This window comes from Streptomyces sp. CY-1, assembly GCF_047218265.1.
Taxonomy (GTDB): Bacteria; Actinomycetota; Actinomycetes; order Streptomycetales; family Streptomycetaceae; genus Streptomyces; species Streptomyces niphimycinicus.
This window is the reverse complement of record NZ_CP178393.1, coordinates 11,417,149-11,444,077: the sequence shown is the minus strand read 5'-3', so window position 1 is coordinate 11,444,077 and position 26,929 is coordinate 11,417,149. Positions and strand designations below refer to the sequence as shown.

16 protein-coding genes are annotated in these 26,929 nt (G+C 69.1%); 10 read left to right on the top strand and 6 right to left on the bottom strand.

Annotation, left to right across the window (positions count from 1 at the left end; translation table 11 throughout):
- The first annotated feature begins 4 nt into the window (after positions 1–4).
- The 5 genes from ACK1X7_RS48155 to ACK1X7_RS48135 all read left to right on the top strand — a co-directional run bounded on the left by ACK1X7_RS48155 (position 5) and on the right by ACK1X7_RS48135 (position 8,482).
- Positions 5–1,243 carry a metallophosphoesterase family protein gene (locus ACK1X7_RS48155; RefSeq protein ID WP_413116823.1) on the top strand — a complete coding sequence of 413 codons (1,239 nt, stop codon included), beginning with the start codon at positions 5–7 and terminating at the stop codon, positions 1,241–1,243.
- A complete protein-coding gene (locus tag ACK1X7_RS48150) occupies positions 1,240–4,449 on the top strand; it encodes an AAA family ATPase (protein ID WP_413116822.1) in 3,210 nt (1,069 codons plus the stop codon). The genes ACK1X7_RS48155 and ACK1X7_RS48150 overlap by 4 nt, the downstream gene beginning before the upstream one ends.
- 497 nt (positions 4,450–4,946) lie before the next feature.
- The gene (locus tag ACK1X7_RS48145) at positions 4,947–6,542 is read left to right on the top strand and encodes a Mu transposase C-terminal domain-containing protein (RefSeq protein ID WP_413116821.1); all 1,596 of its coding nucleotides are present in this window, start codon (positions 4,947–4,949) and stop codon (positions 6,540–6,542) included.
- Positions 6,539–7,312 carry an ATP-binding protein gene (locus ACK1X7_RS48140; protein ID WP_185014963.1) on the top strand — a complete coding sequence of 258 codons (774 nt, stop codon included), beginning with the start codon at positions 6,539–6,541 and terminating at the stop codon, positions 7,310–7,312. Before ACK1X7_RS48145 ends, ACK1X7_RS48140 begins: the two co-directional genes overlap by 4 nt.
- A 135-nt stretch (positions 7,313–7,447) precedes the next feature.
- Positions 7,448–8,482 carry a hypothetical protein gene (locus tag ACK1X7_RS48135; RefSeq protein ID WP_185014964.1) on the top strand — a complete coding sequence of 345 codons (1,035 nt, stop codon included), beginning with the start codon at positions 7,448–7,450 and terminating at the stop codon, positions 8,480–8,482.
- Between the two features lie 139 nt (positions 8,483–8,621).
- Here the strand turns inward: ACK1X7_RS48135 and ACK1X7_RS48130 are convergent, their stop codons facing one another.
- A complete protein-coding gene (locus tag ACK1X7_RS48130) occupies positions 8,622–9,182 on the bottom strand; it encodes a putative phosphothreonine lyase domain-containg protein (protein ID WP_185014965.1) in 561 nt (186 codons plus the stop codon).
- Positions 9,183–9,229: 47 nt separating this feature from the next.
- Here ACK1X7_RS48130 and ACK1X7_RS48125 point away from each other — a divergent pair, with 47 nt between their 5' ends.
- The 4 genes from ACK1X7_RS48125 to ACK1X7_RS48110 all read left to right on the top strand — a co-directional run bounded on the left by ACK1X7_RS48125 (position 9,230) and on the right by ACK1X7_RS48110 (position 18,986).
- On the top strand, positions 9,230–10,408 hold the full coding sequence (locus ACK1X7_RS48125; protein ID WP_413116820.1) for a hypothetical protein: 1,179 nt from the start codon (positions 9,230–9,232) through the stop codon (positions 10,406–10,408).
- Positions 10,405–13,698, top strand: a complete 3,294-nt coding sequence (locus tag ACK1X7_RS48120; protein ID WP_413116819.1) for a hypothetical protein — start codon at positions 10,405–10,407, stop codon at positions 13,696–13,698. Before ACK1X7_RS48125 ends, ACK1X7_RS48120 begins: the two co-directional genes overlap by 4 nt.
- Positions 13,698–16,790, top strand: coding sequence for an RNaseH domain-containing protein (locus tag ACK1X7_RS48115; protein ID WP_413116818.1), 3,093 nt, complete (start codon positions 13,698–13,700; stop codon positions 16,788–16,790). Before ACK1X7_RS48120 ends, ACK1X7_RS48115 begins: the two co-directional genes overlap by 1 nt.
- 1,713 nt (positions 16,791–18,503) lie before the next feature.
- Positions 18,504–18,986 carry a hypothetical protein gene (locus ACK1X7_RS48110; protein WP_413116817.1) on the top strand — a complete coding sequence of 161 codons (483 nt, stop codon included), beginning with the start codon at positions 18,504–18,506 and terminating at the stop codon, positions 18,984–18,986.
- A gap of 458 nt (positions 18,987–19,444) precedes the next feature.
- Here the strand turns inward: ACK1X7_RS48110 and ACK1X7_RS48105 are convergent, their stop codons facing one another.
- From ACK1X7_RS48105 to ACK1X7_RS48085, 5 genes are all read right to left on the bottom strand, one after another.
- Positions 19,445–20,056: a restriction endonuclease gene (locus tag ACK1X7_RS48105; protein ID WP_413116816.1), complete on the bottom strand. Its 612-nt coding sequence runs from the start codon at positions 20,054–20,056 to the stop codon at positions 19,445–19,447.
- Between the two features lie 86 nt (positions 20,057–20,142).
- Complete coding sequence (locus tag ACK1X7_RS48100; RefSeq protein ID WP_387938358.1) at positions 20,143–20,409, bottom strand: hypothetical protein; 267 nt, start codon at positions 20,407–20,409, stop codon at positions 20,143–20,145.
- A 768-nt stretch (positions 20,410–21,177) separates the two neighbouring features.
- Positions 21,178–23,082: a UvrD-helicase domain-containing protein gene (locus tag ACK1X7_RS48095; protein ID WP_413116815.1), complete on the bottom strand. Its 1,905-nt coding sequence runs from the start codon at positions 23,080–23,082 to the stop codon at positions 21,178–21,180.
- A gap of 3 nt (positions 23,083–23,085) precedes the next feature.
- Positions 23,086–25,011, bottom strand: coding sequence for an ATP-dependent nuclease (locus ACK1X7_RS48090; protein ID WP_413116814.1), 1,926 nt, complete (start codon positions 25,009–25,011; stop codon positions 23,086–23,088).
- Positions 25,012–25,337: 326 nt separating this feature from the next.
- Entirely contained in the window at positions 25,338–26,003 is a 666-nt protein-coding gene (locus tag ACK1X7_RS48085) for a hypothetical protein (protein WP_413116813.1), read from the bottom strand.
- A 617-nt stretch (positions 26,004–26,620) separates the two neighbouring features.
- On the opposite strand from ACK1X7_RS48085, the gene ACK1X7_RS48080 reads away from it, so the two are divergent.
- Positions 26,621–26,884, top strand: coding sequence for a helix-turn-helix transcriptional regulator (locus ACK1X7_RS48080; protein ID WP_185014975.1), 264 nt, complete (start codon positions 26,621–26,623; stop codon positions 26,882–26,884).
- Positions 26,885–26,929 lie beyond the last annotated feature (45 nt).

Below are 26,929 nucleotides of genomic sequence, written 5' to 3'. Positions count from 1 at the left end.
AGGCATGAGACTGCTCCACACTTCCGACTGGCATTTAGGCCACATCTTTCACGGGCACCCACGCGAAGAGGACTTCGACGCCGTCCTGGCCGAGATCGTGGCCATCGCCCAGGAAAGCCAGCCGGATCTGATCGTCCACAGCGGCGATCTGTTCCACCACTCCCGTCCCACCATCCGGGCAATGTCGCGCGCCATGGACACACTGATCGAACTCGCCGCCATCGCCCCCACCGTGGTCCTGGCCGGCAACCACGACTCCCCCGCATACTTCGAGTTCTTCGGCTCTATGAACGGACCGTCCCGGGGCCGGGGCTTGTTCTTCGCCGACCGGTTCCGCCCCGCGGACGACGGCGGTGTCCTCACCTTCGACGCCTGCGGCGGTGAGCAGCGAATCCGCCTGGCCGTCCTGCCGTTCGTGCATCCGAACCGCTTCTGGCAGCACTCCGCGACCGGCACGTCGTACGCCGACTACGCCGAGGGGATGCGCGAGCTGCAGGCGGAGCTGATGAGGGCCATGCACGAGGGGTACGACCCCGACCGGGACATCCTGCTGTTCGCGGCCCACGTGTACGTCACCGGCGCCAAACGCTCCCCGAGCGAACGGGCCGTGGACGACGGCTTCGAAACCGGCCCCGAGAATCTTCCGGAGGTTTCCTACGCCGCCCTCGGGCATATCCACCGCCCGCAAACGGTGCGGGGCGCCAAGTGCACCGCCCGCTACGCCGGGAGTCCGCTCGCCATGGACTTCGGCGAAGCCGACGAATCCAAGAGCGTCGTGATCGTCGACGCCGACCCCGGACGACCGGTCAGGGCCCTGCCTCGCCGGCTCTCGAGCGGACGGCGCCTGACGCACTTCACCGGAACCCTCGAGGAACTCAGGGCCTTCTCTGCCCAGTACGACGAGACCTTCCTCAAACCGGTGATCACCGGCGAGGAACCCGGCGCACTCCTCAGCCACAAGATCGCCGAGATCGTCCCGGACGCGATCCTCGTCAGCCCCGCACCGGCACGGGAGGCGGCCGCCGACGCTGTCATGGACGGTGACCCCGGCGAGGAGCCGGAACTGCCCGACGCCTTCCGCGCCTACCTGGCATCCGAGGGGCTGAACGGCGCTGCCGCGGAATCCACCGTCACCGCATTCACCCACCTGCTCAACGAGCTCGACGACGAGACGCTGCCCCCGGCCCCGGCCGAGGAAATGCTCCGCGCTGCTCTGGAAAACACCTGGACGGATGCGTCGTGAAGCCCAGCCTGCTCATCGTCAGCGGAATGCGCAGCTACCACGGCACCTGCACCATCGACTTCACCGGGAAGCGCCGGTTCGCCATCCTGGGCCCTACCGGCGCCGGCAAGTCCACTGTCCTCGATGGGCTCACCTTCGGCCTGTACGGGGCGAGCTCGTGGTCGAACAAACCCGAGGAAGCCTACGAGCTGATCAGCACCGGCAGCCCCAGCATGCACGTGACGCTCGAGTTTTCCGTGAACGGCCGCCCGTGGCGGGTGCGGCGCACCCTGTATGCAAACCGCAAGAAGCCGCAGGTCCTTCTGGAGTCCATGGCCGAAGGGGGCTCCGACCTGCGGGTCGACAACATGCGCGCGGTGACAGAAGCCGTCACCCAGCTCATCGGGCTTGACTGGAAGGGCTTCGTCAGCACGGTGCTGCTGCCTCAGGGGAAGTTCGACACCCTGCTCAAAGCGAACAGAGGCGACCGTGCCGACATCCTGCGGCACGTCTTCGGCATCAACGAACTGGAACGCGTCCGCAAGCACGCCGGCGTTCGACTGGAGCGCTTGAGCGCGGGCATCCTCGACGCCAGGAGTGCCCGGGCGGGCCTCCTGGGAGACCCCCATGCCGTCGCCGCGCAGGCGGCGCTGGATGTGGAGCGTACGCGTGGCATCGCGGCCGGCCGGCGCGAGCGGCTGGCCGCTCTGCGCGTGGCACAAGGGCGGGCCGTCGCACACAAGCACCGCAAGGCCGCTCTGGACAAGGCGGCACGGCTGCTGCGTGAGCGCAGCGTCCCGGATGCGGCTGTCACCCTGGCCATGCTGGCCGAGGCGAAGACGGAGCTCGATACCGAAGCCGCAGCGCAGGAGGCGGCCGGACGCGATCTGAGCCTGAAGCTGGACGCGGCGCAGGCCGCCCTGGAGGCGGCCACGCAGGCCGGTGACACGGTCCGGTCCCTGTCCGGTGCGGTGACTGTGCTGTCCGGCCTGCCGGGCCGTACAGCCGGGCTGGACTCCCTGGTGCAGCGGCTTGAACAGGAGCAGCTGCAGCACCGCGAACATGAGCAGGAGCACACGCAAGCACAGCAGGAGCTGGCCGAGCACGAGCAGCGCCAGGCGGTTCTCGTCGAGAAAGCCGACCTGGCACAGCATGCCGTCACCCAGGCCCGCGCACACACCGACCAGATCCAGGAGGCCGTCCGGGCCCCGCTGCAGGAAGCCAGCGCTGCGGCGGCACATCTGCAGTCGGCCAACACGGCGCTCGCGACAGTCGAGGAGCAGCGCGGTCACGTCGACAAGCTGGAAGCTGAGCTACGTCAACTGCGCGAGGCCTGGGAAGAAGCCGAGGAGGCTCTTGCTGCGGTACTGCGTGGCGAAGCCGCCCACACGGCAGGTTCCACTCTGGCGCCAGGGGACGCCTGCCCGGTCTGCATCCGGCCCCTCCCAGACGACTTCACTCCCCCCACCCCACTGGACGGCAAGGCGCTTGGCAAAGCCAGAGGTAGGCGCACCAAATCCTCGAAAGCCGTGAACACAGCTGTAACCGCCGCGGCGGAGGCAACAGCCCAGCTGAACACGACCGAGCAGACGGCCCAGAAGCACCAGCGCGCACGTCTGGCCGCCCACGAGCGCATGGACACTTCACTGCTTCAGCTGCAGGAGCTGGTGGACACGATGCGGCCGACCGTCGTGCCGGGCGTGGCCACGGCTCTGGACACGCTGAGCCGGCAGACGGCCACGCAGGCGCGTGCCCTCGCGGGCAGCGACCCCAAGAACCGGGCCCAGATCACCCGTGCGGTCAAGACACTCGTCCAGCCGCTGCGCGCTACGGAAGCAGAAACGCTCGCGGCCCACACGAGCGCCCAAGCAGAGCTGGCGACCGCGCAGGCCGAGAAGGAGGCGGCCCGGGCCGACCTCAAACGCCAGCGCAACCGCTTGCAGCGCGAACGTAAACGGCTGGAGAAGACCCAACTGCAGTACGAGAGCGACCTGCAGACACTGCTGAGCGAGGTCACCGAGCTCCCGGCCTCGATACGACCCGCCCAGGACACACCGCAGGACCTCCCCTCCCCGAAGGACATCGCCTCAGCGCTGGAGACAGCCGGTCAGCGCCTCGCGCAACTCGAACAGACAGCACAGGCACGCGACGAAGCACAGCAGGCCCTCGCCGAGCACACCGAGGACCGGCAGGCCCTGGACGGACGCCGCCAGCGCAAGGTGGAGGCGCCCACCCGCAATCTCATCAAGAAGCTGGAGCGCTGGGCGGACGCCGCCACCGATGTCGAAAGTCTCCTTGACGGCGAGACGCCCAAGGAACTGCCTCCTGCCCCGGACGGATCCGACCTGGCCTTCGTCGGCGCCTACTACCAGGCCCTCGCCTCCATGAGCCAGCAACTGACGGGCGCACTGAAACAATCCGGGCAGCAAGCCACGGACGCCATCCACGCGTTCGAGAAGGACCTCACCCTCCAAGCCGGGACCGCCGCCGACGAAACCGACGATGACCCGGGCTTCCCGGTGCCGGAAAAGAGCGACCTGCTGGCACCCGCCGTTCTCGACCCGCTCAGCCGCAAGACGAGCGCCGCGGAAGCAGCGCACGACAAGGCCAAGTCCGACCTGCGTACCGCACAGTCCCAAATCCCCTACGCCGAGGCACTGGAAGCTGCCATCACCGCCGCGGATGAACAGGCCGCAGTGTGGAGGAGAGTGAGCGACCAGCTCACCGACACAAAGTTCCTCACCTATCTCACAAACCAGCGCACCCATGCGCTGCTCCGCTACGGGAGCAGAATCCTCCAGCAGATCTCCACCGGGCTCTATGCGTTCACCGACGACTTCAAGATCGTGGAGTCCGCCACGAATCTCGTGCGCGGCCCAGAAACCCTCTCCGGCGGGGAGAAATTCCAGACCTCCCTCGCGCTGGCACTGGCATTCGTGGAACTTCACAACCGCAGCAGCAGCAAGCTGGAGAGCCTGTTCTTGGACGAAGGGTTCGGCTCGCTGGACGCCGACCGCCTGGACGCCACCCTTCCCGTCCTGAGCAACGCTGCGATCCGGGACAAGACCCTCGCGGTCATCAGCCACCTGTATCCGGTGGCCGACGCCGTCGAAGACGTGCTGTTCGTCGAAAAGACCGCCCAAGGCTCCACAGCCACCTGGCTCACGGCGCAAGAACGCGCCACGATCATCCGCGACGGGATCCGGCGCATGCTGGAACACGCCTGAGCAACACCGGGCCGGCCATCAGTGGCGCCAAGGAGCCCTCCGCCCCAGGGCAGCACCTTGGACACCGGTAGCTCTCCTCCCTTTTCCTGCGCCCGGCCCATCCCGTACGTCCCCCCGGCGCATGCAGGCGACCCAGGAAGCCCTGCGGCCGGCGCTGACAAGCATTCAGCTCAGCGCCGACCGCGGCCTTCCACCCCAGGCACCGCAACAGGACCGGCCAGCGCCGGGCCGCCCCCGATGCCCCGGCACAAGCCCGCACCTTGGAGCAGCCGGGCCTTCGAGAAGCACGCCCCCTCCCAGCGAAGTCGCCGACGCTCGCAGCCGGTGCGGGCTGACGGCTCCGCCGTACCCGCCCTCCCCCGGGCATGACGCCGCATCACGGCCCTGACAAACGGCCGGGAATGCCAGTGCCGTCCGCCTTTCACCGCCAACACCCGCCACCAGCACGGCACTTCCGGTCCTTTCCACGATTAGTACCCATGTAAGGAGCAGACCGCATGAGTGACTCTTCTGCCGGCGCGCAGGGTGCCGGCAAAGCGGTGTTCACCGCCCGCACAGGGCGGCTGGCCGCGCTGCCACGGTTGCTGTCGCTGGACCAGAGCGGCGAGCTGACCAGCGCGCACGTGAAGCTGGTCGCCACGGCCGTGGGCCGCTCGGAGCGGGCGGTGTGGCGATGGGTCGCCAAGGCGCGCGCCACCGGCCACGTCGATGCGGCGTCCCGGACACGGTTCAGCGTCACCCCTGAACTGCGGCGGTTGCTGGTGGTGTGGGGAGGCAACGCCTCCGCCGTGCACCGTGAACTCAAGCAGCGGGCCCTGGCCGATCCCCGGCTGCCTGCGGCCCCGTCGCTGTCGACGATCCACCGGGCGCTGCGCCGGGATCTGACGCCCGGGGAGCGGGCCGGGCTTGCCAAGGGGGAGGCCGCCCGGCGGGCCTTCGATGTGTTCGGGCAGCGCCCGCCCGCGCACCGCAACGCCGCCTGGGAGGGCGACCACAAGTGTGTGCCCGTGCGCGTGCTGCTCGAGGACCAGCTCGTGCAGCCATGGGTGACGTGGTTCATCGACTGCCACACCAAAGTCATCACGGGAGTGGCCGTGACCCCCCACGCTCCCAGCGCGGATGCGGTGCTGGCGGCCCTGCGGATGGCCCTGGACCGTGCCGAGCCCTTCGGCCCTGCCGGCGGCCTGCCGGGCTTGATCAGGGTGGATCGCGGCAAGGAGTTCCTGTGTGCCACCGTCGCCTCGGCCCTGGGCGCCTTCGCCGTGCCCGTCGTCGACCTCCCGGCCTACAGCCCGCACCTGAAGGGCACCATCGAGGCGCTCAACGGCGCGGTCGAGGACATGCTGTTCGTCTCCATGCCGCGCTACGTGCACCGGCAGACGCTCACCGGCGGGCGCACCGCGGATCCGGACGAGCCCGCGCTCTCCTTCGAGGCGTTCGTGGAACTGCTGCTGAAGTGGGTGCACTGGTGGAACACCGAGCACCAGCCCAGGGCGCTGGGCGGCCGCACCCCGATGCAGGCGTGGTCGTGCGACCCCACTCCCCTGCACGACGTTGCCGCCGAGCAGCTGGCCCATTTCGGGCTCGAGGACGACGGACGCACCCGCACCATCACCACGCAGGGCGTGCGGTGGCGCAACCGCCACTACATCGCCCCCTGGATGGTCGGCCAGGCCGGCGTCCGCGTCGCGGTGCGCCACCTGCCCCACCACGACCTGACCATCGAGGTCTTCGGCCTGGACGGCGTACACCTGGGCAGCGCCGTCCTGGCCGAGGCGGCCAGTGAAGAGCAGGTCAGCAAGGTCCGCAAAGCCCGCACCGCCAAGGCGCGGCGGCTTCGCGCGGACATGAAGGCCGCCGCCCGGCTGCGCCGTGAGCGCTTCGAGGCCGTCACCAGCGCCGCCCCGCCCGAGCGTCTGGGTGCGCTGACCGAGGCGGAGGCCGAGGCGGAACTTGCCGAATCGGACGCCGCGGACCTGCGGCGGGCCGATCCCGGCTACATCCCGCACCAGCCCGTCCCGGACGGCTGGGCACGCCCGGTCCCCCCGGCCGCGGCCGAGCCGGGAAACGACCCCTCTGAGGAGAACGCGTGAGCGGCGACATGGACTACGGCAGGCTGCCCGCAGAGGACGACGACCACTTCCACCGCCTCGATGCGCACCTGGTGGCCACCGACACGCTCATGACGACCCTGGACGACGTCCAGGCGACGATCGACGCCAAGGCCATGATGGTCGCCTACGGAGCAGCCGGATATGGCAAGACGATGTCGGTGAACTCGGCACTGCGCAAGATCGCCCCCGACAACACCTACCGCCTGGAGCTGCGCTCGGGACCGACCCCCCGCGACATCCGCCACGGACTGTTCAACGCCCTGGGGCTGCCCGGGGAACCGCCGACCCGGCCGATCGAATTCGACACCCTCCTGAAGGAGACGCTGTCGCAGACGTTCCGCGTGCTGGTGTGCGACGAGGCCCAGTGGATGGGCCGCAGTTCGTTCGAGTACTGGCGCCACCTGTGGGACGACCGCAACACCGACATCGCGGTGATCTTCGCCGGCGGCGATGGCTGCTACAAGGTCCTCAAGCGGGAACCGATGCTGGCGTCACGGATCTTCATCTGGCAGAAGTTCACGCGCATGCCCGAGGCCGAAGTCGTCGGCACGCTGCCTGCGTTCCACTCCCTGTGGGCCGGGGTGGACCCGCAGATGATCCGCAACATCGACCGGGCTGCGGCCCACGGCAACTTCCGCAACTGGGCCACCATCACCAAACACATGCTCAACGGCATGAAGAAGAAGGGCCTGACCGAGGTCAAGCAGGATCTCGTCAACTGGGTGTACAGCAAGCTGGGCGGCATGTAGCAACGGCCGCACATCCGCGGCGGCCCCGGCGAGTCCGGGCCGTCGCCGACAATCTCGCACTCCGCACAGACAGACCGGCCCTTGCGTCTCCGCATCCGGAGCCGGTCTGTGCGGTGCACGGCCGGAAGGGAGGCGGTGGCCGTGGTCTACGGCGAGGTGACGATCGTGGTGGACGAGCGGGACGACCTGTTCTACACCCGGGCGGCGCTGCAGGCCCACCGGCCCGGGGAAGGCCGCATCACCGTGCAGCCGACGCCGGCCAGCGCCAGCCCGGCCGCGCTGGCGCACGACATGCTGTATGCGCTGGGCAAGCGGCTGGCCCCCGGGCCCAACTCCCCCGATGTGTGGCTGGACTCGGTGAACGCGGCCTGGCTCGCCGCGGCTGCCTGGGGTGTCGCGACCGGGGTGCGGCACGTTGTGGTCCCCAGGGCTCATCTGCTGACCATCCGGCGCATCGACCAACTGCTCGCCTGGCGAGAGTTGACGGGGGCTCAACTGACCCTGCTGTGGCAGAAGGCCCCGCGCGCACTGCCGCCGGCGCTGGCCCGCGTGGAGCGCCGTATCAGCGGCCGGGACCAGTTCGAGGCCCTGCTCGCCGAGCCGGGACCGATACCCGCGCGCCCGTCCTTCCCTCCCGCTGCACCGATGGCGGGGCCAGCCGCGGTGGCTGCGGGGCAGTCACCCGCCCGGCAGCCGCAGGAGACTCGGTCGGCGTCGCTGAGGCCCGGGCGGCCGGCTCCCCCTTGCACCGGCGCGATGGCAACGGCGCAGCTGGTCCAGGCCGCCCCTGCCATCGAGATCGCGTCCGCGGAGGCCGCCGCTCTGGCCGCTCTCGCACACCCGCTCATCGCCGGAGCACTGAGCGTGCTGGCCTTCACCCGGGCCGGCCTGGGCAGCCTGCGCTTCACCCGCGACCTCGACAGCACCAGCGACATCTCCGCCATCAAGCTCCACGGAGTCGGCCACCGGTACTGCCCTCTGCACGCCATCCCTGCCTGGGCACGCCCGCTGCTGGCCGCCGCCCGCGCCCACCACCGTCTGACACCCCACCGGCCCGAGGACGGCATGTTCGCTCCCGTCATGGTCGCCGAAGCCCGGCATCTGCGCGCGCATGCCGGACACCTGCCCCGGCTCGACCTGTCCCTGCCCGCCGGCGTCCTCGTCCCTTGAGCTGTGCGTAGCGACCGCCCGCCCTGCGCAGCAGGGAAACGGCAGCGCTGATGCCGGTGATGTCGGAGGTTTCGCCCGCTGTGTGGCCGGCCCCTGGCGCGACGCCTGTTCTCTCAACACGGGAGCACAGGCCGCCTGCTCAGGTGCGCTTCGGCACTGGAACCTTTCTGCGCGCCGCGGCAGTCCTGCGGGCCTGGGCTCGCGCAGCGTGCTGGTGCTCGAGCGCTTCACGGGTGCGTTTGGGGATGACCAGTTTCATCTTGGTGGCGGGCGCTACGAAGGTGCTGGCGCCGGTGCCGTAGCGGCCTTTGCGGGTGTCGCTGTCGGTCTTGTAGAGCAGGACGTCGACGATGCCGAGGGCCCGCAGGTTGGTCAGGACGCGTTGGACGTCGTCGATGTTGCGCCAGTCTCGGGTATAGACGCAGATGGGGCGGCGGGTGTCGTCGCTCTTTGTGCGGGTGTTGAGGAGCGTAGCCGCCTTACTGCAGTAGCCGAGAAGGCCGTCTTCGGTTGCGGTGCGGATCGTGGCCCAGGAGCGGTCAAGGAGGCTGAGCGGGGTGAACCAGAGCCACTTGCCGCTCCAGGGGTGGTCGTCTTCGGTCAGGGAGGTGTCCGGGGCGGCGGCCCATAGCCAGTGCTCGGTGGTCTCGCGTGAGGGGGCGTCCTGCTGGGCCGATGGGGCGGTCTTGGCGATCACCATCGGCACTGTATGCGAGGTTTATTCTTTTTTTCGCTTATTTAACCGTTATGGGTCTCGTAGAACGGAACACCCTCCGATGGCGCCGTGACCTGGCGCTGACCGCGTGCTGCGCTGCCGCCGTCGCGGAAGCGGACCGCACAGGCGATCCGGGCCAGCGAGCAGCTCGCCTCATCGACTGTCTGGGAGTTCTGCGCTCGGCACACGGCGCCGGCGCAGCCGCCGCCGTGGATATGCGCGCGCTGCGGCGCGGCTTGCGCCACGGGCTCGCGCCTCTCCTGCCCGCCTGCTGCGAGGACGGTGACCCGCTCGGCGAGGTGAAGCTGCTGGACCAGGATGGTCTGCTGTGTGACGCAGTGGAGGACCTGGGCCGCGAACACCTCGTGCCTCAGCAGGCGTTGATGGAGTACTGGCCCTGGGCGCGCTTGCGTGCCGAGCAGGAGGAGCAGCAGCTGTACGCGGAGATCCGGCGCCTTCCGCCGGACGATTACGCGAAGGTGCGCGAGCTGCTGGCGAGTGATCCGGTGGCGGAGCAGGGCGTGCTCTGGGAGAAGTGGGACGGGCTGTGGGGGCGGTTCGGGTTCTTCGAGCCGGTCTCGTCCTGGCCGTGGTGCAACGCGGCGGGCTGGTGCTTCCCGTGTCCTGCCTGTGCCTGGCCGATGCGCGCGCAGCCCGCCGGGCAGGGGGTCTTCGCCGTGGCGTGCGACGCCCATCTGCTGGAGGGGGTGCAGTACACCTACCGCCAGGTGCGGGGCGGCAGTGGCCCTCCGGTCCTGGAGGGCGGCGGTGGCTCAGCCCGTCGCGTGGAGGGCTTCCCCACCGCCGGCGACTACTTGGCCGTCTCCCGGACGGTGTGGCGGTATATGACCCTGCCGGGGCGCATGGAATTCGCGATCCGGGATGCGCTGACGGGGATCGCCGGTCTCGACGTCCTCATGTACCCCGGCGGTGACCGCTACGACCTGCGCATCACGGCCGCCGAGCCGCTGGTGGCCAGGCAGTGGCGGGTGGATGCGAAGGCCTGGCGGTCCTTCGGGGCCCTGGCCGACGCCCTGCTGGAGCGTCCCGTGCTGGGCGCAGCGGTGCCGCTGACGATCGTGGTCCCCCACCGGCAGCGGTCCGACCTTCCGCTGCTGCAGGCGCGCCTTGCCGGGCGGCCGGACCTTGAAGTGACGACCGACAAGGACTTCGTCGCCAAGGTTCTTCGCTGGTGCCGGGGTGAGTCGTGAAGAGCGGCGATGTCCGTGAGGCGTTGCAGCGTTGCGCCATTGCGGCGTATCTCGCCCTGTCCGAGCAGTACTTCGCATTCGGGACCGTCGATGGCCGTCGCGGTGTGCCGCTGGACTTCGCGCAGATGTTCGCCGCCCGGCGCACCGATGCATGGGGACGGTGGCTGTCGCTGCCGCGCGCCGAGTACGAGCTGGTGGGCCGGCTGTGGCAGGCGCTCAAGCAGGAGGGGGACCTGGCCCAGCCGGACACCTTCCGCGAGGCGGCCCTGGAATACGCGGTGGCTCCCACTGCGCTGTTCCGGATTCCGGGGGAATCGAACGCAGACGAGACCCACTGGTTGGTGGCCTGCCACGCGCAAGAGCCCCTCGTCCTGGCCGAGCATCTCGTCCAGGAGGCCGAGGAGTACCGGGCCATGCTCCAGAGGGCACTGCCGACGGCCGGCGAGGGCCTGTGGACCTTCGGGCGGGACCGTCTGTACACGGTGGAGATTCCTGCCAGCGAGAAGGACGCCTTCGTGGCCCCGGTCCGGTTGCGCACCGAGCCGTTCCTTGAGGAGGTGAGGCTGCCGCGGGAAGCGGTGATGGACCGCGTGGTGGGCCAGGCAACTGCCCTGCCGGAGAAGTTCGGGTGGAAACCCGGTCTGCTTCAGGGGTTCTTCGACCGGCTCACCGACGCGTACGGACGCACGGCGGCAGAGTTGCGGCTGCCCGCGGGGCCGATGACGCTACTGAATGCGCCCACCGGAGTGGGCAAGAGCGTGCTGATGCGGGATGCGGCGCACCTGCTGGCCGCCAGCGGTCAGGGCCCGGTCCTCATCGTGGTGGGCCGCATCCGTGAAGGCCTGGGGACCGCCGAGCAGTTGGCCGCAGACCATGGGCTGGTCGAGGAGACGGCCGCCGCTGTACGGGACGCTGCCGAGCGGGCCGGCAAGCCGCTGCGGGTGGTGTCGTGGGTGGCGTCCTCACGCCACGACGGCCAGGCAGCGCTCGCATTCTCCCAGGGCCGCGAGGACCGCTTCGAGCAGTTCGCCGGCGGCTGCGAGATGACCGGCTGGCAGGTGGACGGCCCACGGCTGGACCGCACCAGGCTTCCCTGCGCCCAGTTGGAGTGGGTCGATGGTCCCGTCGAGCCGGAGCACGCCGGCAAGCACCTGTGCCCGCGCATGGGCGTCTGTCGGCGCTTCGAGCACATCCGGCAGGCCGCCGATGCCGACATCATCGTCACCAACCACCACAACCTGATCCGTGGACGCTGCAAGGTGCCCGTCGAGGTGGACGGCGAGCGGATCGTCCATGACATGAGCGTGCTGGAGTTCGTGCTGCGGCGCTGCCGCGTCGTCATCATCGACGAGGTCGACGCCTTCCAGTCGACCTGGTGCACGCAGGGCGCGCAGGAGTTCACCCTCATCAGCCGCGGCCGGGGCCACGCAGGGCGGCTGGAAGAGGTCGACCGGCACCGAGGCGGCCTGTCGGCGCTGGAGAACCTGCTGGTGACCGGCCCGTTGATGGAGGCGCGCCGGCTCAGCGAAACCTTTTTGGACAACGTCCTTACCGGGCACCTCTACCTGGACTCCGAGCAAGAGCGCCACAATCGCCCGGGCTCCGGCTGGTACATGGTGGGCAAGAAGGATGCCGAGCTGTGCCGTGTCCTGACCGGCGCCTCTGCGGACGCTGAGATCACCGAAGCGGTGCACCAGGCCTACCTGGCCCTCTTCCCGGGCGAGCGGTCCGGTGCCGAGCTGCTGGCGGGCTGGCAGCCGCTCGCCGATCAGATCCGCCAGGCCCTGGCCGGCAAGGTCAAAGGCACCCGCCGCAGCAGAAAGCTTGCGGTCTTCAAGGACTCCATCGCCCGCATCCTGGCCGACGCGCCGTTCAACGTGCCCGCCTCCAAACGCGCCGCTGTGGTCAACGATCTCCTCGTGCGGGCCTGGCTCGGTGCGCTCCACAACGAGCTCCACACACTGAAGTGGTCGATCCTGCCGCTGCTCGGGCAGCTGAACGCGGCCACCGACCTGGTCTCCACCATGGGGCTGCTCCCCCGCGACGAGCCGATCCCCTACGGGCCGCTCGGACAGAACCTGTACGGATTCAAGCTCGACAAGAACGCCAGCGGCACCGGCCGCCTCTCGCTGCAGTCCCTGGGCGGCGACCCGCACACCTCCACCGTCCGCCTCGGCGACACCGTCGCGCTGGCCACCGCCGGAGTACGGCGCAGCGTCCTGGGCCTGTCCGCCACCGCGTTCTTCCCCATGGCCGCCCTGCAGCACGTGCACACCCTGCCCGCCTATGTGATGACCGACGCCGCTCCCGGCGCGGTCACCGCCCACGCCGGGAGCGTGTCGTCCACCGATTTGGGCTGGCAGCCCATCTCGATCGGCGGCGTGGAGGAAAAACGCAAACCCTCCGAGCTGCGCAAGCTGGCCGAACGGCTGTGGCACACCCAGATGTCGTCACACCTGGAGAAGATCGCCCGCAACGACCCGCTGCGGGAGCTGGCACTGCTGGCCGGGAACTCCTACTTCCACGCGGCGGTGATGGCCGCCGGGATCGCGGCCGCGTGCGGCCGCCCCGAATGGGTCGCGGTCCTCGTCAGCAGCAACCAGACCCCCTCCGGGAAGGCCGTGAATCTGCCCGAGGGCGTGGTGCGGGTGACCATCGACGAACTCGAGGACCTGCCCGCCACCCACCCACGGGTGAAGGTGGTCTGCGCGCCGCTGTCGGTGGTCTCCCGCGGCTTGAACATCCTCATCCCCCGCACCGACCGCTCGGCGCTCGCCTCCGTGTGGGTGGGTGTGCGCCCCCTCACGCACCTGCACGAGCCGGCCGTCATGTACGCGAGCATCAACGCCTGCGGCATCGCCTCCGGCACCGTCAGCGCCGATCCCGCCGGCATGCTCGCCTCCCAGCGCACCGCCGCCGTCCGCCAGCGGGAGTTGCTGCTGCGCACCGACCCGCGGTTCTCCCGCATGCCGAAGTTCCTCAAGACCGAGATCCTGGCGGGCATCCTCGTCGAACTCATCCAGCTGGCCGGGCGCGCACGTCGCGGTGGCACCCCCGTCGAGCTCTACCTGGTCGACCACGCCTTCTTCAACCAGCAGTTGGGCTGCGACTTCCCCCGGCTGCTGCGCTCCTACTACGGCCAGCTGGATGCGGACGAGCAGGAGATCCTGCGCCGCGTCTACGGCTCCACCCTCACCGCCTGGCTCGACCTCGCCCACAGCGAGGACCTGCTGCCCAACCCCGTCACTCTCATCCCCGCCCCGACCCCGGATGCTCAAGGACCCCAGTAATGCCGTCGAATGACACCCGCATGTCCATGCTGGCCGCGCCGTTGACCAGCGCGCTGATGGGCACCGTGTGGCTGTACCGCTTCCCGGACAAGATCGAGCATGAGTGGAAGAGGCTGCGTGCCGTCTACCGCGGCAAGACCGGGTCGGAGGCCAACCTGCCCTATGCCGGACTGCTGATGGTGCTGCGAGCCAGCGGTGCCACCAGCGCAACACTCAACCCGACCAGCAAGAGCAAGCCGCCCCAGTTCCTCGCCCTGTCCCAGAGGCTGTCACCGGCGCATCTGCGGGCCGCGGTGGCCTTGTGGGAGCAAGCCCTGCTGCAGACGCCGGCAGACGAGATCTCTCTGGCGTACAACAGTGACCTCGCCGATCTGTTCGCCTCGGTGGAGCCCGAAGAGGTGGCGGTGTGGGACCACGTACGCCTCGGCCCGCACGCCGTGGACGCGGACGGCTGGGTGTGGGACGCGGCCGGCTGGAACCTTGCCTCGGTGGTGGCCGGGACCGGCCTGGCGGTCGACGGCCGCATCATCGCGCTGCGCCCGGACACCGAGAACAACGTCATGGTCTGGGACGCCGAGCACCTGTGGTCGAACAACTGGCTCGACGCCCGCCCCGCCAAGGACAAGAAGAACGACAGCCTCGAGAGGGATGCCGAGGAGGCCCAGGAGCCGGAGGAGTGGAAGATCCGGCGGCACTACGCCGCGCTGCGGGTGGAGGTAGCGATGAAGTCGCTGCACTCGCTTCCTGTACCGCTGGTGGTCATGACGCCTCGGGTTTCCCGGCTGAGCAATCAGATCAACAGCGCTCGCACCGCGTGGTGGGCGCCTCGTTCCCCCAGCCGCCCGCTGCTCTGCCTGAACCTGGGCGGCAAAGGCAAGTACACCCACCTCGAGCACACCAGCCGTCTGGCTCTCGACGCGTGGGTGCGGCTGATGGACGAGCCGGTATTCCCCCGCGGCCCCAAGGACACCGAGTTCCTGCCCGTCAGCGCCATGGATCTGTCCGGCGAACCCGGCGACTTCCGTGCGCTCATCCCCTTCTCGAAATCGTTCCCTCTCGGTAAGGGCGTCGGCCTGCACACCGTCACCGCCCTCGCCGAGCACTTGTCCGCCGTCACCGGCCAGGACCTCGTCAGCGGCACCAAGGTCGCCAAGGTCCTCTCGGTGGCTCCCCGCAAGACCGAGTACGGCCGTGACGCCACGCTGCTCGACGACACCGATCTCAAGGACATCATGGCCGCCGCGGGCTGCTCGAAGCTGCGCGTCCTGGCCCTGTACCAGCACCAGGAGATGCGCACCCGCATGCAGCGTCTGCTGGCCTACCACTTCGGTCGGCCCGACCTCGCAGACGGCATGCCTGACGACGAGATCGTTCAACTCGGCTGCCACACCGAGGTGCTGCTGCACCGGGCCCCTCAGCTGCTGTGCCACAGCGAGCACCATGACCGTCGCGGTGAGCTCACCGACGCCCTGCCCGGTCTCGCAGCCGAGGACACCGGGGTCGTGGCCCTGGTCGAGACCGAGTACGACGCCAAGGAGTGGGGCCGCCGGCGACGCGCCGCGCGCCGCGAGGAGGAAGGCGCCGTCGACCCCTACGCACTGGATGCCAAGCCGGAGGTCTCCCGGCATCTGGCCCGCCACGGCGTACTCGCCCAGTTCCTCACCCCCGAAACCAGAAAGCGGCGCTCGAAGAAGAAGGAGCGCGAGGCCGCATCCCCGCTGGAGGCCCTCGGCATGGAGCTGGCCGCGGACTTCCCCGGCCACCACGCCATCGGCGACATGCTGCGCTCCGCCGGCCTGGTCCACCCCCGCCTGACCCGCGCGATCTCCACCGGAGGCGGCCTCAAGGACCGCGTCGCCCACCTCGGCCTGCACATGCGCGCCCAGCTCGGCGACAGGCACGTCAACCGCACCGAGGAACCCAAGCTCATGTGGATCCTCACCGCGTTCGTGCCGGTCGGCGGGCACTGGAAGGCGCTGGCCTACCTGCCCGCCCATCGAGGCGGCAGCGGCGGCTGGTTCAACTACGCCCGCGCCCAGGCGCTGTCGCGCAGCCACCCCATCCCCGACGGCAGCCGCGGCGACGTCACCCTGCCCCGCCGCATCGACCACGCCCTGTACGAGCTGAGCCGGCACCTCGAGTGCGGCTACGTCCTCTACGTCTCAGGAGACTCCACCCGGCCCGTCTGGCCGCTGCTGGCGAACAAGAACGCCGACCTGCTCCCCGACAACGACGGTCTGGCCAACGGCAGGCCGGCACTGCCCGGCGCCACCCTCGCTCCCGAGCACCGGCCGCAAGCGGTCATCCGCACCACCTCCAGCGCCGACCCGAGCATCCCGCTGCCCGCGCTCTTCCACGAAATCGACGAGGACGGCAACGTCAGCGACGGCGACAAGACCAGCAACGCACTGTTCCAACTCGACGGCACCGCCACCACGTTCCTCATGAGCCGCCGCCCGCACCAGATGGACGGCAAGACCCCCTCGGCCAAGTCAGGCCGCACGCAGGGGCGCTGGGCGTGCGACGACAAGGAGCAGCAGGCCGAGACCTGGTTCAACCTCACCGCGACCGAGATCGCTGTCATCCACCACCCCGACAACGCGAAAGCCCTCCCCTACGCCCTGACCGCCGCGAGGCTGTGCAACCACGCCCTGGCCTGGGAACACCGCACCCGCCACCCCCTGCCCATCCACGCCGCCATCCAGATGGACAAAAACCACCCCGAATACCGGCGCACCATCGACTGGGACAGCGACGACGCCAGCGGATGCCCCACGGAAGCGATGCATGCGCGCGGCCACCGGTGGCGGCATGCCACCGCGACAGGGCCGGTGCGGCCGGCTGCGCGGGGCTGGAAACGGGCTGGAGGCCGGAGAAAACTGCGGGTCTGCTATCGGCGAAAGCCTCGTTGCGGATTGCGGGCCACACCGTTGTCGAAGGGCTCAAACCAGGAGTCCACACGCAGGTCCCCCGCTCCCAGGCGCTGGTTCGCCGGGTTGCCGGGCGCCTCGATCCCGGCAAGGGAGGCGTCGAAGAGCATCAATACGTCGTGGTCTTGGAAGAGGAGGTCGGAGCAGGCATCCCAGCTGTAGTCGTCCTCGTGCCGGGGCAGGGTGTGGTGTTCATCGTCCGCGAGCCGGTCCTCAAGGTAGGTTGGGGCGTCCTCGATGGCCAGGTGGAGGGCCATTTCCTCGGCGGTGCAGGTGGGTTCGGGCCAGCGGCCCTTGTTCAGGTCGTCAGCGAGGTCGTCGAAGGCCCTGGCCATCCGCCGACGCCAGCGGTGATCAGCGGACCGGGTCAGCGGGGGGAGACGGTCGAAGACGGCCCAGCCGGTGGAGTGAGCGTCCGGCAGGTACTGATCACCCAGCCGCGCGGCGTCGTCGAAGGCCTGGTCTGCGAGGACAGACAGGGCCGTGCTCAGCAGGTCAGCAGTGCGAGGGGTCAGCTGCCATCCGCAGGTCTCGCAGTCTTCCGACTTGCCGGCGCAGTCGCACTCGCGGATTGGGAACAGCGCCGCGAAGTTCGGTGTCGGCGTCTTGGCAGCGGGGCGGCTGCGCTCGTAGCGCAGCCGCCATCCGTGGTGGAACCGGATCGCCACCGGGGACGGGTTCCAGTCGGCGAGTTCGTCCCCGTCCTCGGGGCTGAGGACTTCGGCGACGCTCTGGTCCTCCAGGGTCTGTGCGCCGGGGACATTCAGATCGTCGGTGAGCGTCATGACGGCGCCGACGAGGTCACGCGGGTCGTCGTCTCCCAGGTCGGTTGCCTGCAAAGGCTCCCATCCGCGATCGGTGGCGGCCCGGATCAGGGCGTCCTCGTCGGTGACATGGAACTCATACAGGCGGGCGATCCGCACGACCTTCCCCGGCAGGTCTTTGAGCCGCGGGTGGCTGGACGGCTCGAACGGCACGGGCGCGGCATCCTGCGCACCGGCGGATTCGGGGTCTTCGGGTTCGACGACTTCGTAGAGCACTCCAGGGCCGGTCGGCCAGGTGCCGGTCGCGGCGTGGGTGACGGCCTGGCGCAGCGAGCCGGCCGGCGCGTCGGGCATGACGGCGGTCAATGCCCGCAGTTCGTCGTCGGCGCACGTGGCCTCGCGCCTGGCCAGGACACGGCGCAGGATGTCGACGGCCTCGTGCGCGTGGTCGGGGTCCTTGCAGGTCAGGACCGCAGCCAGGGAACGGGGGCCGTGGTCGTGGTCGAGCAGGGCCATCACGCGGCTCTTGCTGGGGGTGTGCTCGCACAGGAAGTCGACGGCCTGGGCTGTACGGGGCAATGCGGTCATAGCGAAGTCTCCACATGGCATGTCCGTGCACGGCCCGAACGGCGGGCGTGCCGGGCACGGAAATGGGATACCCGCTGGTTGACGCGGTACGAGCGCATCCCCGGGCGGTGGAAAGGAAGTTGATGGGGTCGGCTAGTGCCATCGCTGCGAACGACTGCCCGGGCCTGACTGCACAACACCGTACCCCGGCTGGCGCTGGCTCATCCGTCGATTCGGCAAGGTTGAACAGTGCCAGCCGATCACGAAGAGCACGCCGTCAGGGCCTGAGCCGTTAAGGGCACCGCGCTTCTCAGCGCCACAACGACCGACCCAGCGAACTTCTGCGGTCACAGTGCCAGGCGCCTAAACATGTGACGCTGTGGCAGTTCCGCCCGGGCCGGCCGCAGCGCCGGCGCACGGGTGTGCGGATGTCCGAGTCATCGGCTTCACCACGGCACGCGCTGCGATCGGGTTGCCGCCATGCCAACCGATGCGCAACGATCGCGGTCCACACTCGCTGCGGGAGCAAGGCAGGAAAGTCGCGATGCCGTGGGAAGATGGCAAGACCCGCTACGTGGGCACAGGAATGGTCACGCTCGCCGACGGGCGCGATGTTCCGGTCGTCGCCGCCCTGGTACTCAAGCTCGATCCCGAGACGGTGCCAGGCTTCACCTACGACCGTCACACCACCTGGGTGGGAAGCCTTCACACAGACACCGATGACGATCTGTGGGATGCCGCCCCCGGCCTGCTGACCCTCTCCGATGGCCGGTCCGGCACCTTCATGGCCACGAGCGGACCGCCCGACCTCGTCGGCGTCTCCGGCATCGGCCCGGCCCCGTTCGGTCCGCTCCAGGACGCCCACACTGACTGGGAGCCACCCGAACTCGCCGTCGACGTTGCGCTGTCCCGCAACGAACCTGACGACGCGCAGCGGGCCGCCGACGAACGGGAGCGGGCACAACGACGCGGCATGTCGGCCCAAGAGCTTCAGGCCCGCTACCGCGTCCGGTGGATCCCCGGCTGACGGCTGCCCCGGCACCGACTGCGGTACGCAGGCCGCGCTCCACTGCGACCGGTAACGCCTCTTCAACCGGCACACGCCGGCTTCCCCCGGATCAACGCACACAACGGACTGCCAGGGCGCTGCCCGCATACGTGCCTACGTGGATGCACCACCACGCTGCGTTCACGTGCCCGCGGAATCCCTCCACCACCCGCACAGAGGCGGCTGCGCCTGGCTGTCATAAGCACCTCCGCCCAGTCGCCGAGAGCGTCACGACATCCTGTAGATGGAATCGGGTTCCACCGCCCGCTGGCCCACCGGAAGAGCATCACACCCTCGCACGCCGCGACTTCCACAACCCGGCACGCCTCACCTGAACCCGTCCGGTGAGTCCGAGAAACGAACAGTCGGCTTCCCGAAGTGCTTCGGGCGGAAGCCGGCAGCACATCTTCTTGCGATCTTTGCAGGAGCGGGGGGACTCAGGAGAGCTGGGAGGGTTTGCGGGGCGGAGGAAGCGCGGGCAGCAGTTCCCACAGCGGCCGCGATCCCGCGGCCCAGGAACCGAGCAGTTGGCGGTCGACGAGGTGCAACCGCTGCTGCCGGGCAAAGACGCGACCGGGCCGGGAGATCCTGCCGTTGGTCACCATCACCACGACATCCGCCTTGTGGACCGGGCGGCCCGTCCCATTGAGGACCTGCAGATCCGGGGTGCCCACCGCAGCGCCCCGCTCACCGTGCCGGCGGTGCTTGCACTGGATCACCCAGCGCCGGCCCTGCGGGTCGGTCGCCTTCACGTCGGCCCCCAGATCGCCCTGCCCGCCGACCTGGACAGCGTCGGCGCAGCCATCCCGGTTCATCAGGTCGCGGACGGCGTATTCGAACTGCCGGTGGGAGAGCGCATCCAGCTGGGCCAGCCCATAGCGCAGGGCACGCGCCCGCGCCTGCTCCCACTGCATACGCTGGGTCCGCTGCTGCCACCACCCGATGCCGGCCAGGACAGCGAAGACGGCCCCAACGAGCAGCAGCCACCAGTGCGCGAGCAGCCAGTTGACCACCATCACCACCAGGCCGACCGCTGCCACAGCGACCACGGCCAGGACCGTGATCGGTGCGTCCTGCCGGCTGCGCCGGCGGCTGGGGCGCCGGGTGGTCCGTCGCCTGGCGGGCGGGCGCCGGGTCATCGCCCACCTCCCAGGGCAGAGAGGTCGATCGGGTACGACACGCTCGGTGCGGGCGCGGCCGTTCGTGGCGTGGGCGTGTCGAACCTGATCGGGTACGACACTGTCGGGTGCGGGACAGCCACCCGTGGAGCGTCGTTGGTGGTGTGGTCGAAGCGGATCGGGTAAGTCACCGAGGGCGTGGGCGACTGGCTGTCCGTTCCGTCCGCGGTCGAGGTGTTGCCGAAGCCGAGTACTGCCAGGCAGAAGACGGCGAAGACGGTCATCTCCCGCCGCGCACCCGGCGCCCACCGGGTGTGCCCGCGTACTGGCGTTCCGTCGGAGCGCACGTACGGCCGGACAATTGGCATGTGGTCCTCCCCCAAGGGCTCGTAAGTTCCCCGCGATCTCTGCCATGCTGGCGGCCGCCACTGACAGTCGATCAACCTGAGTGGCTCAACTCTGCTGGTTCCACGGCCAGTTCAAGACAGGCCGAACGGGATGCCCTGCTGTCGGGTCCCTACTGTCCGAGCCCCGCGTCGGGATGCCGAGTGCACTGGGGTACACGCTGCAGGGTCGCGGAAGGCTGATTCACCAGGGCAGTCGGACCATGCCGAACGTCATGGCAGGGCAGAATCCCGGCTGCAGGCCGGTCAGTGACCGAGCAAGCGGAGGGCGATCCGGCCATTACGGTGTACAGCGCCCAAGTGGCGAAAAATGAGAGTCAGCTGCCCGGGGTCTGGGGATCGACCCTGGAGCGGGCCGCTCAGCAGGCCTGCTCCGTGCGCGCCCAGCGCGTCCCACTGAGGTCGCCCTCGCGCCCTGAACAAAAGGGTGGCCCGCCGCTACGGGGGAAAGCGGCGGGCCAGCACCATCTCCGCGGTGCCACCGCCACGCACGCAGCGCACGCCGTGGCAGTGAAGTGACTGCCGTTCGGGTCCCGTTCGACGGCGGGCAAGCGGAGGGGCGCGAGGTCTGGCGCGCCGTTGCCGTTCATTCCCAACAGGTCCGGCCATGAACGGGGAACTGCGCTGCCCGCTCGGGCGATTGGAACCTCACCGCCCAGGGGCCACGCTCCGCACCAGCCACCCCCGGGCCTGTAGTGCCTCGATATGGGGTGCGATGCGGGTCCGGTGCGCAGCGAAGGCCAGCAGATGCGTGGGGCGAGTCGCTCCCACGAAGAGCAACTGAGCCGCTTTGCGCACGGTGATCGGGGCGTCGGCCACATCTTTCGACTGGGCCACCAGTGCGAGTGTCTCGTGGACGTCGTACTTACGGCCGCGGCTGTCGAGGCACTCCAGGATGAGGGTGGCCGCGTGCGTCTCGCCCTTGGCCCGCTGTATGGAAGTGGCCACCGACATCATCGGAGCCGCCTCCTCCACAACCGCTTCGGTTCGGGGAACGAGCGGCGGAATGTGGCGCAGGAGGTCGTCGATGCGGGGCGCGGTGAGCGGCGAAAGGTCGGCAAGCTGCGGCAGCACCCCTCGCAGGCGCCCCATCAGAGCGTTCCACTGCGCCGGGTCGTCGGTGTCCGCACTGAGCAGGTCGTATAGCAGTACGCGCATCTGCAGGCCTGCCGAGTCGGCACGGCGTTCGATGCGCTGGATCGCGGGCAGGGCGTTGCCGGAGCCCTGCCGGAACGCTCTGCGCACAGCGTCCCAGGTCTGGACCGTTGCGGTGCGCCGGTCACCGGTGGCCAGCAGGGCGCGCGCTGCGCGGACGGTGGTGATCAGCTCGAGGGCGGGTTGTGCAGCAGTGTGCGAGGTGAAGGTGGGTAGGTAGCAGGTCATCGACTGGGGGAAGGCTTCGGCCTTTCCGGGGACCAGCCGTGAGGCCAGGATGCGTGGTGGTGCTGTGGCCAGCAGGTGATCGGGGACAGTCTCGCGGGTCAGGCGCTCAAAGGCGGGGATGACGCCGGGTACGCAGTCATCGTCGAAGAGCAGCAGAGCGATGGTGCCCTGGGGGCCGGCACCGTCGATGGTCTGTCGGCGCTGGACGGTCAGCCGGCTGGCCAGGTCGGCGATCTGGGTGCCGAAGCGGCGGCTGACAGGGAGCTGGGCCGCGGAGGAGTGAGGAAAGGCCGAGGGCAGCAACGGCGCCTGGGTGCGGTCGGTGAAGATGCCCTGGTTGACGTCACCGGCTCGCTGTACGACGGTGCCGACTTTGCCGAAGACCTGGTCCAGGAGGTGCTGCTGCAGGTCGCTGGTGTCCTGCATCTCGTCGAGCAGGACGAACGGGAAGCGGTGCGCGGTGGCCTGGGCGATGTCGGGGTGGCGCAGGAGATGGTGCTCGGCGATGGCGAACATGTCGCTGTAGCGGAACAGGCCTTGGTCGGCGAGGTCGTTTTTGAGGCGGATCAGTTGCTGTCCGCTGGGGCTGGTGCTCTTGAAGGGCAGGGTCCCGGTTGGTCCTGTGACGGTGACTTCGCCGGCGTCACATATGTAGTGGGCGCCAGCGACAAGGTCCCGTCCGTCACGGCGGCGTTCGGTGTATGCCTTCAGCTTGAAGTAGCCACGGTGGTTGTCCAGCAGACGCAGGGCGGCATGTTCGTAGGCGGCGTCGTCGACGGTCTGGATGTCAATGCCGCGGGAACGCAGGGCGGGCAGGGCGAGGAAGGTGTTGGTGAAGGACTGGATGGTTCCGATGAAGTGAGGGAATCCCAGCAAGCGGCGTCCGGCTGGGGAGTCGGAGAGGCGGTGGGTGATCTCGTCCTTGGCCGTGTTGGTGTGGGACAGGACGCAGATTCCGCGGGTCGCTGAGGACCATCCTTGGGCGAGAAGGGTGAGTTTGAGGCCGATGAGGCTGGTCTTGCCCGACCCGGAAGCAGCTTGCAGATCGAGTGACTCGGCGCTCTGCAGGAAGTCCCATTGCTGCGGGTGGGTGAGTTCAAGTCCGCGCTGTGCAGCCAGGGCCTCGGCCTTGTCCTTGGCGAAGGTGTCAGGGGCGAAGGGAAGAGTCATAGGTCAGGCCGCCGGGGTGCACAGGTAATCGAACGCGGCCACCAGGTAAGGAGGCAGTTCCTCGTCCGTGACCGGGGTGGACTGCAGTAGTCGGGCGGCGTGTTGGGCGGCAATGGTCTTGCTGGCCTCGTCCAGGCGCAGGGGTTTGTAAATGTCCACCGCGGCGTCGGCCAGGGATGTGCCGCTGTCCTTCCACTGCTGCACCTCGAGCTGGGCCTCATTGTCGAGTTCAGCGAGCCTTTCCGCGGTGGGCCACTTGTTCTTGGAGGCGACGGCGGAGCGGACGGCCTGGTGCATGAGGGTGGCCATGGTCCAGGAGGCTGCGGCCAGGTCGTACTCGAGGGTCCAGTGGTCGGAGACGAAGGTGCGGACATTGCCGCTGTCCTCGGCCGTCAGCCTTGTCACATGCTTCTCGATCTGCTCGGCGCTCATCTCGGCCGAGCACTTCAGCTTTCCACGCATGTCCTGGGGGGTGCCTGCGGGTACCAGGTCGCGGTCACGGATGCAGGCCACGGTGACGGGTATCTGCGCGCCGTCACGCTGGAAGATGCGGCTGTAGCGGAACAGACCCACGCTGCCGACGTTGACGATGCTCACGCCGCATTCGTTGAACGAGCGGTCCACCGCCTTGGCAAGGGCCGGCAAGAAGATGGCCTCAGCGTCACCCTCCACAATGGCGACGCCGCGGGCGAAGAACAGGTTGGCCTTGGTGACGTCGAGGAAGCGGGAAAGGAATGCGTAGTCATCGGAGTGCAGCCGGGTCTGCCCTGGGGCCAGGCTGAAGGTCGCACCACGCGAGACAAGCGTGAGGTGTTCCACCGGTGTGGCGGAGGCGAGGTTGGGACTGTGGGTGGTGCAGATAACCTGTACCGGCAGGGCCGGCTTATCGCTGGCTTCTCCGGCGCGTTCGCGCAGCAGGTCCATGATGCGGGTCTGCAGTTGCGGGTGGAGATGGGCCTCGGGCTCCTCGATGAGCAGCAGCGGAGCGAGTTCGCTGTTATTCAGCAGGAGCAGTTCGGCGGCCATGAACAGCGCGTTGCTGTAGCCGAGTCCGTGCCGGGTCCACTCCTTGGAGCCTGCGAACAGACTCAGTTCCAGACGCTCCAGGGCACGGGCCAGGGTGGCGTCACCGGAGACGCCGATCTCACCGCGCAGGACGTCGGAGCCGATGGCGAACTTCTGCAGGTAGCTGGCGTTGATGTCGTCGCGGGCCGCGATGATGGCCTTGTTCTCGCTGAGGTGGTGCTCGGTGCGCTGCAGGATGCCGACCAGGGTCGTGGCGGTGTCTTCGACCGGGTCGAAGTCGCTTGTCCCCTGGTCCTTGATGGTGGGATAGCCGGCGAGGATCTGCGCCAGACGCGAGCCACGGCCAGAACGCAGCTCCGCTTCAGCGTCCCGCAACGGGCGCAGGTAGGTGGCTTTGAGCAGTTCTCGGGCAGTGCCGTCGAGGGTGGGACCCTGGCCGTCGGGGCCGGTGCGGGTGACGAGAGAGACCCTGCTTGAGTGCAGGGGGTCGATCAGCTGGGCCCGCACGGTGACGTACAGGGAACTTCTGCCGTCCTCTTCGGTGGTCAGCAGTTCAAGGAAAACGGCCTGCTCTTGCGGCGTGAGGTCTTTGAACCCACAGGTGAGGGTGAAGCTGTCGGCACGGTGGCCGTTGCGGATGTGGAAGTCGTCGGCAGTGATCCGGTAGTAATCCCCCGCCGTGGTCTGCAGACACAGGCGGATGGCATCGATGACCGCAGTCTTCCCGCTGCCGTTCTCGCCGACCAGGACGTTGGTGGCGGGGCCGAAGCCCATCCGAAGGCGGGTGTCTGTATCACCACCCTGCTTGGGAGCGGGACCGAAGATCCGGAAGTTTTCGGCAGACAGGCATGCCAGATACACGAAGCGGCCCCCCGATGGTTCCTGCGTTCCCACGTCCGGCATGACGCAGGCGCTCCAAGCCGCCTTCATCTCCCAAACCCTGGCCAGGCAGACGGCTTTGACGCATCATAAGCACCTTCCCTTCACTCTATGTCCACAGTTTCAGAACTGTGTCACTTGCCGCACACGCCTCAGCCAGACAGAAACCCGCGCGCGATGTGCGCGGCCGCCAATCACCCACCCACCCGAACCACGTCCCTGTTCGATCAAAGCGACCACGTGGCCGGACTGCTTCTGAGCGACGCCTCCTGTCCATTCCTGGCGGGTCTACTGCCGCACTTACCGACAGGGCGAAGGTCGCACCGCCAGCCGTCAACCCATCGGCGGTCTCAGCAGGTTGACGGCGCTCGTCGTTGTAGGGCGCAGGGCCGGGTGATCGTTCGATTCTGTGCCCGATCCGCAGGGTGTTCGGGATCTTTCGAGGGGACCGGCTGCCGATCTCCCCCTGGGTACGCCAGAGTCCAGTGCAGGTCTCCCCAGTTCGGGCAGGTGTACCAGGAGCTGAGCAGACCCGTCACGGTCAGTTGATCAAGGGTGTTGGGCAGGCGCGCGGGATGGGTTCCGCAGACGCGTGCCATCTGGCCGGGTTCGGCCAGGCCGGTGCCGGTATCCGGGTCGGCGTTCGCTGTGAGGTAGAGGCTTGCCAGTTGCAGCTGTGGGCCGACCGTTGCCCCGGCTGTCGAGGCCGTGGTGGCGCGTAGTGCCCAGTCTGCGGCCTGCGTTCGGTCGGGGCCGGCAGGGGCCTGGCTGAGCAGTGCTGCGTCGAGCAGTTCGGCGACGAACTCGTTGGCGGCTCTTCCTGCGCCGATCCGTAGCCATCGTGCGTGTTCCAGGTCGCGCCACGGGTCTGGGTTGTCGAGGCGGAGGCTGCGCAGCATGCCTTTGGGCAGCCGCACGCGCATGGTGGTGTTCATGCGTAGCGCGCACTGCAGTGCGAGCAGGCGGGCTGCGGCCGGGGTGCTTTCGGGGAGGGCGGCGGCGAGGTAGCTGAGCATTTCGCGGACTCGGATCCGGGCGCCTGGGCCCTTGGGCTGTCGTCTGCGGCACCGGGTGGTTGTGGGATGTGGTGCGCGGGCGAGGGCTGTGTCGGGGACGACGGCGGCGTGTGCTGTTGCTGCGGCGCAGGTACTGCAGGCGTCGGCGAGTCGCCAGACTCGTCCGCCGCGTTCGCGGGCGAGGAGGAGGTGGATGGGGCCGGCGCAGCCGCGGTGGCGGGGGTGCCAGCGGCAGCCGCGTTCGTGGCATTGGCAGGTGCGCAGGTGGGGTGGGAGGAGGTCGCCGCGTGCGTGTCGTGCGAGGTGGGCGAGGGCGGCTGAGCGGGCGGAGGCTGCGGTGACCGGTCCACTGCCGTGGGGGCATTGCTGGCATACGAGGACGAGCCCGCTGGGGTGCGAGCGCAGTTCCACGGTCCAGGCGCGTGGTGTCGCTGGGCATGTTGTGCGCAGCCTCATGGGCGCGTGTTCCTCCTGTTGCGTGCGCGCCGGTCCCGTCGGGGCTGGGGCGGCGGCCCACCGTAGTGCAGAGGTCTGCCCTTTCGCTGGCGTCACCACCTGCGAAATTAGGGCAGAGGTCTGCACTGACAGGGCAGGGGTCTGCACCGTCGGATGGACGGGTGACGATCTTGCCGCCCGATCCGGACCTCGACGCGCTGCGGTTGGAACTCGCGCGTCTGCGGGCCGCGCGCGGGTGGAGCTACGACGAGCTCGCCGCCCGCAGCGGCCTGGCCAGACGCACCGTCATCGAGATCGAGCAGGGCCGCACCATCGGCACGCTGAAGACCTGGCACGCCCTCGCCCACGCCCTGGGCACCCCGTTCGACGAACTCTTCGCGACGCTGTGCCGCGGGCATGACCTGCCGGGGCCGAGCGGGGACTGACCCCCGTCCGGGCGGCCGCCCCGGATCACCCAAACCGGCGAGACC